Below are 14,075 nucleotides of genomic sequence, written 5' to 3'. Positions count from 1 at the left end.
CTCCGTGCCGTCACTCGCCGCCGTTGGCCTGCTCATACTGACGGCGCAGCCGCTCGATGATCAGGTCGGTGATGTTGATGGCGTCACTGGCGTAGACAACGCCGTCGCTGACCACGAGATCGTAGCCCTGCTCCTCGGCGAACTCGCTGACCGTGCGCAGGATGCGACGCTGGAGCTGGCCGAGCTCCTCGTTGCGGCGCATGTTGAAGTCCTCGCGGAAGGCCTCCTGGGTGCGCTGGATATCCCGCCGGCGGGAGACGATCTCGCGCTCCAGGCGCTGACGCTCTTCCTCCGGCAGCTCGAGTGTCTCGCGGCTGAGGCGATCCTCCAGCTCCCGCAGCTCCTCCTGCATGGCGACGATCTCCTCGTCGCGGGGCGCGAACTCCTCCTGGAGCTTTTCCCGGGCCGCCTCGGCCTGAGGCGCCTCGGAGGACACCCTTCCGGGATTGACGAAGCCGATACGCAGACCGTCCTGCGCCACGGCCGGCGCTGCCAGCAGCAGGCACAGCAGGGTAACGATCAGGCCGGGCAGCAGACGCGGCCGCCCCGGCGCGGGGAGTCGGGCCATCGGTTGTCGCACCGTCAGGCCCCTTCAGAAGAAGGCGCCGAGGGAGAACTGGAAAGTCTGCGTCTCATCATTGGGCTCGTCATTTAACGGTTGCGCCACGCTCATTGTCAACGGACCGAGGGGCGAGTACCAGATGAGGCCAAGACCCGCGGAATAGCGCAGATCGGAGCTGTTAACGTCCTGCGTCTCGGCGTCCCAGACCTGGCCGGCATCGATGAAGGTGGCCAGCCGCAGATTCTCCTGGGCGGCGTCGCCCGGCAGCGGGAAGCGCAGCTCCACGCGGCCCAGGGCCCGAAGGTTGCCGCCGGTGGGGTCGTCGTTCTCGTCCCGCGGGCCGAGGGAGTTGCCCTCGAAGCCGCGCACCGTGGAGATGCCGCCGGCGTAGTAGTTCTCGTAGAACGGCAGGCGTTCGCCGGTGCCGTAGGCATCGCCGTAGGAGAGCGAGCCGTCGAAGGCGACAGTGGTCATCTCCGTCAGCGAGAAGTAGCGCGACTGCTCGTAGGTGGCGCGGTAGTACTCGAGATCGGAGCCCGGCACCGAGACCTCCAGCCGCGCCTGCTGTCGGGCCCCGCTGCGCGGGAAAACTGCGCGGTCGCGGGTGTCCCGCGTCCAGCTCAGGTTCGCCCGCAGCACCTGATTGCGCTCGCCGTTGCGGTCGACGAAGTCCCGCTGCAGCGCGGTGGCGTCGTTGCGCAGGTCCAGGGTGATGTCGTCCACCTCGAGATCCGCGCCGATGGTGTCGTTGCTGCTCACCGGAATGCGGTAGCCGTACGCGGCGGTGATGCTCGTCAAACCGTAGTCCGCGAGATCCGCCTCCTCGGCATCGACGTCGCGGTAGGAGAGGGAATAGCGCCGGTCGATCCCGCTCACCGTGTGATTCCGCTCCAGGTAGGAGAGCCGGTAGAGGGTGTTGTAGCGATTGCTGTTGGCGGCGAATTCCACCCGGTCGCCGGTGCCGAAGAGGTTGTCCTGGCTGACGCCGAAGTTGAGGATCACGCCCTGGTCGGTACCGAAGCCGATGCCCGCCTGCAGGCTGCCGGACAGCCGCTCGGTGACGTCCACCTCCACGTCCACCTGATCGCTCTCGCCCGGCACGCGGGGCGTTTCCACGCTGACGTCGCTGAAGAAGCCGAGCCGGCCGAGGCGGCGCTCGGATTCGCGCAGCTCCTCGGTGGAAAGCCAGGCCCCCTCGAGCTGGCGCAGCTCCCCGCGGATGACGTCGTCCCGCGTGCGCTCGTTGCCGGAGATGCGGATGCGGCGTACGTAGACGCGCTCGGCAGGGTCGACGAAGAAGGTCAGATTCACGGTACCGGCCTCCTCGTCCACGTCCGGCACCGGATTGACGTTGGCGAAGGCATAGCCGCGCTCGCCAAGCTTCTCCCGCAGCGCCTCGACGGTGCGCGTTACCGCTGCCTGGGAGTAGGTGCTGCCGCTCTCCACGGCCAGCAGCTCCCGCAGCTCCGCCTCGGCGAAGATGAGCTCGCCGGCCAGGTCCACGTCGCCGACCTCGTAGCGCTCACCCTCGTCCAGATTGACGGTGATATGGATGCGCTGCCGATCCGGGGTGATGGCCACCTGGGTGGAGACGATCTCGAAGTTGATGTAGCCGCGGTCGCGATAGAACGCGCGCAGCGTTTCCAGGTCCCCCGAGAGCCGCGCCCGGGAGTACTTGTCCCGGTTCGAGAACAGCGCCCACCAGGGTGCCGGCCCCATCTGGAACTCGTCACGCAGGGTGTCGTCGTCGTAGGCCTCGTTGCCGACGAAAGTGATCTCCTGCACCGCGGCCGGCTCGCCCTCGCGGATGTCCAGCCGCAGCGCCACCCGGTTGCGCGGCAGCGGCGAGACAGTGCTGCTTACCTGGACGTCGTAGAAGCCAAGGGCGAAGTACTGCTGCTCGAGCTCGCGCTCGATGGTCTCGAGCAGCGAGCGATCGAAGCTCTGGCCCTGGCCGAGGCCGGCGCCGGCGAGCCCCTCGCGCAGGTCGTCGTCGCCGATCTCGTCGTTGCCGTTGAACTCGATGCGGGCGATGGCCGGGCGCTCGACCACGGAGACAATGAGGCGATTACCGTCCCGCAGGAGGCTGACGTCCTCGAAGAAGCCGGTGTCGTACAGGGCCTCGATGGCATCGGCGGCATCGCCATCGCCGAAGTCGTCACCGGGCGCCACCGGCAGGTAGTTGAGCACCGTGCCCTCGGCGATCCGCTCCAGGCCGCGGATGCGGATCTCCTCCACCGTAAACGCCTGGGCCGCTCCGGCCAGGAACAACAAAAACGCACCCGTGAGGGCGACCAGTCGCTTGCGCATCCCCCAGCCTTTATCCGCCTTGTCTCAGCGCGGTCCGAAAATTCGCAGAAGGTCGTTGTAGAAGGCCACCGCCATCAGCAGGAACAGGACCGCGAGGCCGATCTGCTGGCCGAAGCCCTGGGCCGCCTCCGAGAGGGGCCGTCCACGCACCCACTCGATGCCGTTGTAGAGCAGATGGCCGCCATCCAGCACCGGCACCGGCAGCAGATTCAGGATGCCGAGGCTAATGCTGACGATGGCGAGGAACTTGAGGAACGGCGTGATGCCGAGGGACACCGAATCACCCGCATACTGGGCGATGTTCAGCGGGCCGCTCAGATTCTTCACCGACGCCTCCCCCGTGATCATCTTCGCCAGGACTTCCACCGTCAGCGCCGATGCCTGCCAGGTGGCGCTCACGGCCTCCGGCACCGCCGCCAGCGGCCCGTAACGCACCTCGCGGCGCAACTCGGAGTAGAGGTCCTCCGGGACTCGGGGCGTGACGCCGAGCACGCCCACCGGCCCCTCCGCCCCGTCGCGGCTGCCGAGCGTAACCTCGATCTCGCGTGCGGCGCCATCCCTGGCCACGGTGAGCCGTACCGTCTCGCCCGGCCGGGCCTGAATGGCGTCCACCAGGCCGCGCCAGTCCGCCACCGGCTCGCCGTCCACGGCCTGGACGCGATCCCCCGGCCGCAGATCCGTGCCGGCCGCGGCGCCGTCGGGCATTATCCGGCCGATGTCCGGTGGCACCTGCGGCGTCCACGGCTGCAGCCCCAGCGCGCTCAGTACGTCCGGGTCGTCGCCGAGCAGCCCGGCATCATCGAGGTCGAGCAGGCGCTCGCGCTCGGTGCCGTCCGGGCGCTGGACACGAACGGGGACGTCGTCGTCCCCGGCGTGCTCGATCAGCGCCATGATGGCGCCGTCCCAGGCCTGGACCTCGCGCCCGCCGATGGCCCGCAGCTCGTCACGGGGCTGGAAGCCGGCCTCGGCCGCAGGCGTGCCCTCGTTGATCTCGCCGATGATCGGGCGCACCTCGGTGGCACCCACCACGAAGACGCCCCAGTAGGCGACGATCGCGAACAGGAAATTGAACGCCGGCCCCGCGACGATCACTGCGTTGCGGGCCCAGAGCGGCTTGCGGTTGAAGGCGCCGGCGGCCTGCTCCGCGGGGACGTTCTCCTCGCGCTCGTCGAGCATCTTGACGTAGCCGCCGAGCGGTATTGCGGCGATCACGTACTCGGTGCCGTCGCGCCCCATCCGGCGCAGCAGTGGCCGCCCGAACCCCACCGAGAAGCGGGTGACACGCACGCCTACCAGCCGCGCCACCCAGAAGTGCCCGAACTCGTGCACGGTCACCAGAATGCCGATGGCGACAATGAAGCCCAGGATGTCGATGAGAACGCCCATCAATCCCTCCGCTGCCGGGCCACGGCTGCGCCGGCGAGACGCCGCGCTTCGCCCTCGGCGGCCAGCAGATCATCGAGGCTGTCGGCAGCGCCGGCAGGCATCGCCTCCAGGGTGGTTTCGATTACCGCCGCGATGCCGGTAAAACCCAGACGCCCTTCGAGAAATGCTGCCACCGCTACCTCGTTCGCGCCGTTCAGGGCGGCCGGCGCGCTACCGCCGGCCCGCAGGGCCGCCTCGGCCAGACCGAGACAGGGAAAGCGGCGCAGGTCCGGGGCCTCGAAATCGAGCCGCCCCACCGCCATCAGATCCAGGGGCGCGACCCCGGAGTCGATCCGTTCCGGCCACGCCAGGGCCTGGGCGATGGGCGTCCGCATGTCCGGCTGCCCGAGCTGCGCCAGCACCGAGCCGTCCCGATAGCGCACCAGCGCATGCACGAGGCTCTGCGGGTGGATGACAACCCCCACCCGGTCCGGTTCCATGGCGAACAGCCAGCAGGCCTCGATCACCTCGAGGCCCTTGTTCATCATCGTCGCGGAGTCGACAGAGATCTTGCGGCCCATGGACCAGGTCGGATGCGCACAGGCCTCCTCCGGGGTGACCGCGCCCAGGGTCTCCGGCGCCCGCTCGCGGAACGGGCCGCCGGAGGCGGTGAGCAGGATGCGCTCCACACCGGCCGCTCCGGCCACGGCACCACCGCTCGCGTACAGGCACTGGAACACGCCGTTGTGCTCGCTGTCCACGGGCAGCAGCTCGGCGCCGTGGGCGGCGACCTCGGCCATGAACAGCGCCCCCGCCACCACCAGTGCCTCCTTGTTGGCGAGCAGCACCCGGCGCCCAGCCCGCACCGCAGCGAGCGTCGGCGCCAGCCCCGCCGCGCCGACGATGGCCGCCACGACGGTATCCGCCCCACCACCGGCCGCGGCCTCGGCCAGGCCTTCGGCGCCCGCGGCCACCCGCGTCGGGCTCCCGGGTTCGAGCCGCGCAGCCAGCGCCCGCGCCGCGCCGGCGTCCGCCATCACCGCGAGGGCGGGCCGGAAGCGCGCACAGAGTGCCGCCATGGCATCCACATCCCGGTTGGCGGTGAGGGCCTCCACCCGATAGCGGTCCGGGTGACGCGCGATGACGTCCAGCGTGCTGCCGCCGATGGACCCGGTCGCCCCGAGGATGCTGATGCTGCGCATGCCGCTCACGCCTGCACCGCCAGCCCTGCCGCGAGCACCGGCGCCGCCGCCAGCAACGCGTCCACGCGGTCGAGGACGCCGCCGTGGCCCGGCAGCAGCCGGCCGCTATCCTTTACCCCGGCCTGCCGCTTGAGCAGGCTCTCGAAGAGATCCCCGGCGATGCCGGCGGCGACGGTCACCACGCTCGCGCCCAGCAACCAGCCGAGCCCCGGCCGCGGCGCGCCCAGCGTCGGCGCCAGCGCCCACAGCGTGAGCGCGGCGAGCAGCGCCAGCGCCAGGCTGCCCGCGGCACCCTCCCAGGTCTTGCCCGGACTGATGGCGGGCGCAAGCTTGTGCCGGCCCCAGGCGCGGCCGACAAAGTAGCCGCCGATGTCCGCGCCCCACACCAGCAGCAGCAGCAGCGTGACCAGGAACGGCCCGGCGACAGGCTGGGCATGCAGCGCGACGAAGGCCAGCCAGGCAAAGACCAGGGTCGGCGGCCCCGCCGCCAGCCGCCACACCGGGGATAGCCGCAGCGCCCCGCCCCGCGCGGCCTGGGCGAGCAGAAGCCCCCCCACGGCGAGCCACCACAGGACCGCGAGCACGACCCAGAGACCGCCTTCCGCGACACCACCCAGGGCCAGGATCCCGAGCAGCAGCAGCACACCGAGGCAGTAGGCGGCCCGCCAGACCGGCGCCTGCAGGCCGCCAAGGCGGGCCCATTCCCAGGCCCCCAGGCCGCTAACCGCCGCGATCAGGCCGGGCAGCACCGCCGCCGGCGCCCCCCATACGACCCAGAGCACCGCCAGCCCGAGCGGCAGCGCCGTGAGCACGCGCAACTTAAGCATGGCCGGCGCCGGAGTCCGCGTCGGGGACCCGACCGAAGCGACGCTGGCGGGAGGCATACCAATCCATCGCGCGGTGCATCTCCGCGGCGTCGAAGTCCGGCCAGAGCACGTCGGTGAAGTAGAGCTCGGTATAGGCGAGCTGCCAGAGCAGGAAATTGCTGATGCGCCGTTCGCCCCCGGTGCGCACGAACAGGTCCGGCGCCGGCAGGTCCGCCAGGGAGATCTGCTCGCCGAGGGCGGTCTCGTCGATGCTCTCGGGATCCCGGTCACCGGCAGCGACCTCGCGCGCCAGGGCCCGTGCCGCGCAGGCGATGTCCCAGCGCCCACCATAGCTGGCCGCGACGTTCAGATGCAGACCGCGGTTGTCCCGGGTAAGGCGCTCGGCGGTGGCAATGCGCTCCCGCAGCCGCGGCTCGAGGCGGCTGCGGTCGCCGATCATGCGCAGGCGGATGTCGTTCTCGTGCAGGCGATCGGTCTCCCGGTCCAGCGTGCGCAGGAACAGCTCCATGAGCACGCGCACCTCCGTCGCCGGGCGGCGCCAGTTCTCGCTGCTGAAGGCGAACAGCGTCAGCGCCTCGACGCCGGCGCGGCCACAGGCCTCCACCGCCTCGCGCACCGCCCGGGCGCCGGCCCGGTGGCCATAGTGGCGCGGCTGGTTACGGGCGCGGGCCCAGCGCCCGTTGCCGTCCATGATGATGGCGACGTGCCGGGGCACGGGCGCCCCGGCCTGGCTGCCCTGCTTGTCGACGGTCATGGGAGCTCCAGGCTGGCATTCCGCAACGCGAGGCCCAGGCGGGAGCCGTCGCGGCGGCGCCGGCGCACGCTGCGCAGCGGCCGTCTCACACGGCCATCAGTTCCTCTTCCTTGGCCGCCAGCAGCGCGTCGATCTCGCCGACGTACTTGTCGGTGAGCTTCTGGATCTCCTGCTCGGCGCGCTTCTGATCGTCCTCGGTGATCTCCTTCTCCTTGAGCAGCGTCTTCAGGTCGCCGTTGGCGTCGCGCCGGATATTGCGCACCGCCACGCGCGCCTGCTCGGCCTCCTCGCGCACCACCTTCACCAGGTCCCGGCGACGCTCCTCGGTCAGCGAGGGCAGCGGGATGCGGATCACCTGACCGGCGGAGTTCGGCGTCAGCCCGAGGTTGGACTCCATGATGGCCTTCTCCACCACGGAGATCATGTTCTTCTCCCAGGGCTGGACCACCAGGGTACGGGAATCGCCCACGGACACCGAGGCCACCTGGTTCAGCGGCACCTCGGAGCCGTAGTAGGGCACGGTGATGTGGTCCAGCAGGCTGGTGTGCGCCCGGCCGGTGCGGATCTTGTGCAGGTCGCTGTTGAGGCTCTCGACGCTCTTCGCCATGCGGGCGGCGGCGTCCTTCTTGATGTCCTCGATCATGCATTCAACCCCTTTCCACGAGGGTGCCGACATCGGCGCCGTCGACCACCTGCGCGAGGCCGCCGGGCCGGGTGATGTCGAACACCACGATGGGCATGTTCTGGTCCCGGCACATCACGATGGCGGTGGCGTCCATCACGGACAACCGTCGGTCCAGCACCTCATCGTATGTCAGTCGCCGGTAGCGGGTGGCGCCGCCGTCCTTCACCGGGTCGGCGGAGTAGACGCCGTCCACCTTGGTGGCCTTGAGCATGATGTCCGCGCCGATCTCCACCGCACGCAGGCTCGCCGCCGAATCCGTGGTGAAGAAGGGATTGCCGGTGCCGGCGGCAAGAATCACCACCCGCTTCTTCTCCAGATGACGGATCGCACGGCGGCGGATGTAGTCCTCGCAGACCTGGTTGATCTTGATCGCGGACATGACCCGCGTAAAAACGCCCTGGCGCTCCAGGGCATCCTGCAGCGCCAGGGCGTTCATCACGGTGGCGAGCATGCCCATGTGGTCCGCACTGACCCGGTCCATGCCGGTGGCGGCGAGCCCCGCACCGCGGAAGATGTTGCCACCGCCGATCACCAGCGCCACCTCCACGCCCCGCTCCACCAGCGCCTCCACCTCCTCGGCCAGGCGCTTGAGGACCTTCGGGTCGATGCCGTAGTCGGCGTCCCCCAGCAGGGCCTCGCCGCTCAGCTTGAGGAGGATGCGCTTGTATTTCGGCTCGCTCATGCAGGGCTCCTGATGACCACGGTGGGACGGGCGATGGCCTCGCCCGTCAGGAGCCCTTGACCTGGGCGGCGACCTCCTCGGCGAAGTTCTCCTGGCGCTTCTCGATGCCCTCGCCCACCTCGAAGCGGGCGAAGCGCACCACCTTCGCGCCCCGCTCCTTGAGCAGCTGCTCCACGGTCTGGTCCGGATCCTTCACGAACGGCTGCCCGAGCAGGGTAATCTCGGCGAGCCACTTGCGCAGCCGGCCCTCGACCATCTTCTCGATGATCTCCTGCGGCTTGCCGGACTCCTGCGCCTGGGCGACGAGGATCTCCCGCTCCTTGGCGGCCCGGTCCTCCGGCACCTCATCGACGCTTACGCACACCGGGCGACTCGCCGCCACATGCATGCAGAGGTCGCGGCCGAGCTCGTCGTCACCGCCCTCCAGCTCCAGCAGCACGCCGATGCGGCTGCCGTGCAGGTAGTGGAAGAGCCGGCCGCCCTCGGAGGCGTAGTGCTGGAAGCGGCGCACCTGGATGTTCTCGCCGATCCTCGCCACCAGCTCCTTCTGGGCGGTGGCCACGTCCGCGCCCCCGGCCTCCAGCGGCAGCGCCAGCAGCGCCTCCAGATCCGCCGGCGCGTCCGCCAGCACGCGGGCGGCGACCTTGTCGGCGAACCCCTTGAAGTCGTCGCTGGCGGCGACGAAGTCGGTCTCGCTGTTGATCTCCACCATGGCACCGTGACGGGCCTCGCCGTCCACGGCCACCACGATGGCGCCCTCCGCCGCCACGCGGTCGGCCTTCTTGTCGGCCTTGGCCAGGCCACGCTTGCGCATGACCTCGATGGCGCCCTCGATATCGCCGTCGGTCTCCACCAGGGCCTTCTTGCACTCCATCATGCCGGCGCCGGTGCGCTCGCGCAGGTCCTTTACCAGCTGTGCGCTAATCGCCATGAACGCGGTTCCTCATCTTGTTCCGTTACGGGGTGTGCGGGCTGCAACGAGAAAGGCCGAGCTTCACTCGGCCTTGTCCTCGGCGGCCGGCTCCGAAGCCGGCTCGGCCGCCGGATCGGCGGCCTCGGGTTCCCGCACTTCCACGAAGTCGTCACCCTCGCCGCCGGGACGGGTGCTCGCCATGCGCGCATCGTTGATGGCGTCGGCGGCGCCGCGCAGGTACAGGCGGATGGCGCGGAAGGCGTCGTCGTTGCCGGGGATGACGTAGTCCACCTCCCGCGGCGAATTGTTGGTATCCACGACCGCCACTACCGGGATGCCGAGCTTGCGCGCCTCCTGAACGGCGATGCGCTCGTAGCCGACGTCGATGATGAACAGTGCGTCCGGCAGCGAGTCCATGTCGACGATGCCGCCGAAGGCCCGCTCGAGCTTCTGCATCTCACGCTGCAGAGAGAGCACTTCGCGCTTGCCGAGCTTCTCGAAGGTGCCGTCCGCCTGCTGCTGCTGCAGCTCCTTGAAGCGCTTGATGGAGCGCTTGACGGTACGGAAGTTGGTGAGCATGCCGCCGAGCCAGCGATGATTGACATACGGCATCTTGCAGCGCTCGGCCTCCTCCTTGACGGCATCCCGCGCGGAGCGCTTGGTGCCGACGAAGAGGATCCGCCCGCCGTTGCCCGCCAGCCGGCCGAGGTAGTTGAGTGCGTCCTCGTACAGCGGCAGGGTCTTTTCGAGGTTGACGATGTGGATCTTGTTGCGCTCGCCGAAAATGTACGGCGCCATCTTCGGATCCCAGTAGCGGGTCTGGTGACCGAAATGGACGCCGGCCTCCAGCATCTGGCGCATGGTTACCTTGGCCATGGGGAGTTTCTCCTTGGTCGGGTTAGGCCTCCATGCACCCGCATGCGGCAACCCGTGAGGGCACCCGGCCGCATGTGTCGGTGCATGTGTGGTTTCTTCAAGTGGCTTCAGGACTTGCCGGGGGTGGCCCGGTCGTTGCCTCGAAGGCGGGCGATTTATACCATAAGCGCCCTTCGGCCACAATTTGCCGGCGGCCCCGCCGGCAGGGCGCGCAGCCGATCTGCGCACGCCCCCCACAAGGTTCCTCAATGACCATCACCATCAAGACCCCCGAGGAGATCGAGCAGATGCGCGTGGCCGGTCACCTGGCCGCGCAGGTCCTCGACATGATCGGACCGCACGTCGAGCCCGGCGTCACGACCGCCGAGCTCGACCGCCGCTGCCACGAGGCCATAGAGGCCATGGGCTGCACGCCGGCGCCGCTCAACTATCGCGGTTTCCCCAAGGCCACCTGCATCTCGGTGAACCATGTGGTCTGCCATGGCATCCCCGGCAACAAGCGCCTGAAGCGCGGCGACATCGTCAACATCGACATCACCGTGATTCACGACGGCTGGCACGGCGACACCAGCCGCATGTTCTTCGCCGGCGAGCCGAGCATCCAGGGTCGCCGCGTCACGGACGTGGCGTATCGGGCGCTCTGGGCCGGCATCGAGGCCGTGCGCCCCGGCGCCACCCTGGGCGACATCGGCCACGCCGTGCAGACGCTGGCCGAGAGCCATGGCTGCTCGGTGGTGCGCGAATACTGCGGCCACGGTATCGGCCGCGTCTTTCACGAGGATCCGCAGGTGCTGCACTACGGCCGCCCTGGAGAGGGCGAGCGGCTGAAGCCGGGCATGACCTTCACCATCGAGCCCATGATCAACGCCGGCCGCCCGGAGACCCGGGTCCTCGGCGACAAGTGGACAGTGGTGACCAAGGACCACAGCCTCTCCGCCCAGTGGGAGCACACCGTCGCCGTGACCGAGCACGGCGTCGACGTGCTCACCCTGAGCGACGGCCGGGGCTGAGATGAGCGTTGCCACCCGCCCCCCGGAGAGCCTCTACGACGATCGCCAGCTGATCGACCTGGAGGCCCTCGACGGGGCCCTCGCCGCCGGCGAGCGCGCCGGCCCGCTGCTGCGCGCCGCCCTGCAGGAGGCGGACGAGACCCTCGCGGCACGGTTTCTCGAGGGGACGCCGGCGGCGGTGCTGGTGCCGCTGCGCGCGCAGGTGGTGGATGCCGTGGTCCGGCGCCTGTGGCAGCGCTGCCTCGGCCCGCTGGCGGCCGAGGCCACCATCGCCGCCGTGGGCGGCTACGGCCGCGGCGAGCTGCATCCGGGGTCGGACACCGACCTCATGGTGCTGCTGCCCCCGGACGCCGGGTCCCGCTTCGACGCCGCCCTCACCGACTTCGTCACCGTGCTCTGGGACGTGGGCCTCGAGGTGGGGCACAGCGTGCGCACCGTGGACGACTGCGTGCGCCAGGCGGAGCGGGACATCACCGTCGCCACCAACCTGATGGAGGCGCGGCGCATCGACGGCGATGCCGAGCTGTTCGAGACCATGCAGGCCGCGACGGGGCCGGCACGGCTCTGGCCGAGCCGCGCCTTCTTCGAGGCCAAGTGGCGCGAGCAGCAGGCGCGGCACGAGAAGTACCACGACACCGCCTACAATCTCGAGCCGAACATCAAGGAGAGCCCCGGCGGCCTGCGCGACATCCACATGGTGGGCTGGGTCGCCAAGCGGCACTTCAACGCCGACAGCCTCCAGGAGCTGATCCGCCACGGTTTCCTAACCGACGCCGAGCACCGCCTGCTGATGCGCGGGCAGCACTTCCTGTGGGACATCCGCTTCGCCCTGCATGTGCTCGCCGGCCGCCGGGAGGACCGGCTGCTGTTCGACCACCAGACCCAGCTCGCGGAGCAGTTCGGCTACAAGGACGCCGACCACACGCTGGCGGTCGAGCAGTTCATGCAGCGGTACTACCGCACCGTGATGCAGCTCAACCGCCTCAACGAGATGCTGCTGCAGCTCTACCAGGAGGCGATCCTCTACGCCGACGTGGACGAGGCCCCGCGGCTGCTCAACAAGCGCTTTCAGGTCAAGCGCGGGTTCATCGAGGTCACCCATCCGAACGTCTTCCGCCGTTATCCCTTCGCGCTGCTGGAAGTGTTCCTGCTGATCCAGCAGCACCCTGAGATCAAGGGCGTGCGCGCGGCCACGGTGCGGCTCATCCGCGAGAATCGCCATCGCATCGACGAGCGCTTCCGACGCGACCTGCGGGCGAAGAGCCTGTTCATGGAGATCCTGCGCCAGCCCCGGGGCATCACCCACGAGCTGCGGCGCATGCACACCTACGGCGTGCTCGGGCGCTACATTCCGGCATTCGGTGACATCACCGGGCGCATGCAGTACGACCTTTTCCACGCCTACACCGTGGATTCGCACACGCTCATGGTGGTGCGCAACCTGCGCCGGCTCACGGTGCCGGAGCACACCCACGAGTTCCCCCACTGCAGCGAGATCATCCGCCGCATCCCCAAGCCGGAGCTGCTGTATCTCGCGGGGTTGTTCCACGACATCGCCAAGGGTCGGGGCGGCGACCACTCCGAGCTCGGCGCCGAGGACGCCTATCAGTTCTGCCTGCAGCACGGGTTGTCGCGCTACGACTGCCGCCTGGTGGCCTGGCTGGTACGGCATCACCTGCTGATGTCCATGACCGCCCAGCGCAAGGACATCTCCGATCCGCAGGTGGTCAACGAGTTCGCCCGCCAGATGGGCGACAGCCAGCATCTGGACTACCTCTACCTGCTCACCGTCGCCGATATCCGCGGCACCAACCCCAAGCTCTGGAACAGCTGGCGCGAGGCGCTGCTGCTGGAGCTCTACCGGCTGACCAAGCGCGCCATCCGCCGCGGCCTCGGCAACCCCATCGACGAGGACGAGCTGGTCCGCGAGACCCAGGCCCGGGCACGGCAGCTGCTCAAGCAGCACGGCCTGCATCACATGACCGTACGGGCCATCTGGCGCCATTTCGCGCGCGACTACTTCCTGCGCTACGCCGCCGAGGAGATCGCCTGGCACACCGAGGCCATCCACGCCGCGGGCGCCGCGCCGGCGCGGCCGCTGGTGCTGATCGAGCCGGTGAGCCAGCGTGGTGGCACGGAGGTGTTCGTCTACGCCCGCGACCGCGACAACATCTTCGCCCTCTCGGTCTCGGCCCTGGACCAGCTCGGCCTGGACATCCAGGACGCCCGCATCATCACCACCGAGAATGGCTACACCCTGGACAGCTACCTGGTGCTGGAGGAGGACGGCCGCCCCATCGAGCGCGACTGGCGTCGGCAGGAGATCGAGCAGCACATCGCCGACGCCCTGAGCGGCCCCGAGCGCCTGCCGGAACCCTCCCGCCGCGCCCTGCCCCGGCGCCTGCGCCATTTCAACACCGAGACTCAGATCGAGTTCGGCGACGACGAGAACAACGGCCGCAGCGCCATGGAGCTCATAACCGGCGACCAGCCCGGCCTGCTCGCCCAGGTCGGCTACGTCTTCGCCCGCTGCGGGGTGCGCCTGCAGAACGCCAAGATCGCCACCATCGGCGAGCGCGCCGAGGACGTCTTCTTCATCACCGACCGCGACAACCAGCCCCTGAGCGGCGACCTCCGCCAGTGCGTCCGCCGAACCCTGATGGAGCTCCTGGACGACGAGCCGGACATCATGAAGAGGGCGGACGGTGTGTGAGCCCGCCTTTGGCGGGCTCACACACCGAGTTCAAAGTTCGAAGTCCAAAGTTCAAAGACTCCCGCCGCATCGCTTCGCCCCTGCACGGCGGAGCTACCGTTCCATCGCCGGCGGTAGCGGTCTTTGAACTTTGAACCTTGAACTTTGAACTACCCGCAACTTTGAACTCGAATCCC

The 14,075-nt window shown here is 69.3% G+C and carries 12 protein-coding genes; 2 read left to right on the top strand and 10 right to left on the bottom strand.

The window, feature by feature from the left end; genetic code table 11:
• Nucleotides 1-10 precede the first annotated feature (10 nt).
• From LMH63_RS10130 to rpsB, 10 genes are all read right to left on the bottom strand, one after another.
• The gene (locus tag LMH63_RS10130; RefSeq protein WP_109677581.1) at nt 11-568 is read right to left on the bottom strand and encodes an OmpH/Skp family outer membrane protein; all 558 of its coding nucleotides are present in this window, start codon (nt 566-568) and stop codon (nt 11-13) included.
• A 24-nt stretch (nt 569-592) separates the two neighbouring features.
• Complete coding sequence (gene bamA / locus LMH63_RS10125; protein ID WP_109677579.1) at nt 593-2,872, bottom strand: outer membrane protein assembly factor BamA; 2,280 nt, start codon at nt 2,870-2,872, stop codon at nt 593-595.
• A gap of 24 nt (nt 2,873-2,896) precedes the next feature.
• Nucleotides 2,897-4,258, bottom strand: a complete 1,362-nt coding sequence (rseP, locus tag LMH63_RS10120) for an RIP metalloprotease RseP (protein WP_109677577.1) — start codon at nt 4,256-4,258, stop codon at nt 2,897-2,899.
• Nucleotides 4,258-5,439 carry a 1-deoxy-D-xylulose-5-phosphate reductoisomerase gene (gene ispC / locus LMH63_RS10115; protein WP_109677575.1) on the bottom strand — a complete coding sequence of 394 codons (1,182 nt, stop codon included), beginning with the start codon at nt 5,437-5,439 and terminating at the stop codon, nt 4,258-4,260. The genes rseP and ispC overlap by 1 nt, the downstream gene beginning before the upstream one ends.
• A 5-nt stretch (nt 5,440-5,444) precedes the next feature.
• A complete protein-coding gene (locus tag LMH63_RS10110) occupies nt 5,445-6,266 on the bottom strand; it encodes a phosphatidate cytidylyltransferase (RefSeq protein ID WP_109677574.1) in 822 nt (273 codons plus the stop codon).
• On the bottom strand, nt 6,259-7,020 hold the full coding sequence (uppS, locus tag LMH63_RS10105) for a polyprenyl diphosphate synthase (RefSeq protein WP_109677572.1): 762 nt from the start codon (nt 7,018-7,020) through the stop codon (nt 6,259-6,261). Before uppS ends, LMH63_RS10110 begins: the two co-directional genes overlap by 8 nt.
• 85 nt (nt 7,021-7,105) lie before the next feature.
• Complete coding sequence (gene frr / locus LMH63_RS10100; protein ID WP_109677570.1) at nt 7,106-7,663, bottom strand: ribosome recycling factor; 558 nt, start codon at nt 7,661-7,663, stop codon at nt 7,106-7,108.
• Between the two features lie 4 nt (nt 7,664-7,667).
• On the bottom strand, nt 7,668-8,387 hold the full coding sequence (pyrH, locus tag LMH63_RS10095; RefSeq protein WP_109677568.1) for a UMP kinase: 720 nt from the start codon (nt 8,385-8,387) through the stop codon (nt 7,668-7,670).
• A gap of 46 nt (nt 8,388-8,433) precedes the next feature.
• Nucleotides 8,434-9,318, bottom strand: a complete 885-nt coding sequence (gene tsf, locus LMH63_RS10090; protein ID WP_109677566.1) for a translation elongation factor Ts — start codon at nt 9,316-9,318, stop codon at nt 8,434-8,436.
• A 63-nt stretch (nt 9,319-9,381) separates the two neighbouring features.
• Complete coding sequence (gene rpsB, locus LMH63_RS10085; RefSeq protein WP_109677564.1) at nt 9,382-10,176, bottom strand: 30S ribosomal protein S2; 795 nt, start codon at nt 10,174-10,176, stop codon at nt 9,382-9,384.
• 248 nt (nt 10,177-10,424) lie between these two features.
• On the opposite strand from rpsB, the gene map reads away from it, so the two are divergent.
• On the top strand, nt 10,425-11,186 hold the full coding sequence (gene map / locus LMH63_RS10080; protein ID WP_109677562.1) for a type I methionyl aminopeptidase: 762 nt from the start codon (nt 10,425-10,427) through the stop codon (nt 11,184-11,186).
• 1 nt (nt 11,187) lies between these two features.
• Nucleotides 11,188-13,899 (top strand): [protein-PII] uridylyltransferase, encoded by a 2,712-nt coding sequence (glnD, locus tag LMH63_RS10075; protein ID WP_109677560.1) that lies wholly within the window; start codon nt 11,188-11,190, stop codon nt 13,897-13,899.
• Nucleotides 13,900-14,075: the final 176 nt, after the last annotated feature.

The sequence above is a fragment of the Spiribacter halobius genome (assembly GCF_020883455.1).
GTDB lineage: Bacteria > Pseudomonadota > Gammaproteobacteria > Nitrococcales > Nitrococcaceae > Sediminicurvatus > Sediminicurvatus halobius.
This window is presented reverse-complemented; position numbering and strand designations above follow the sequence as displayed.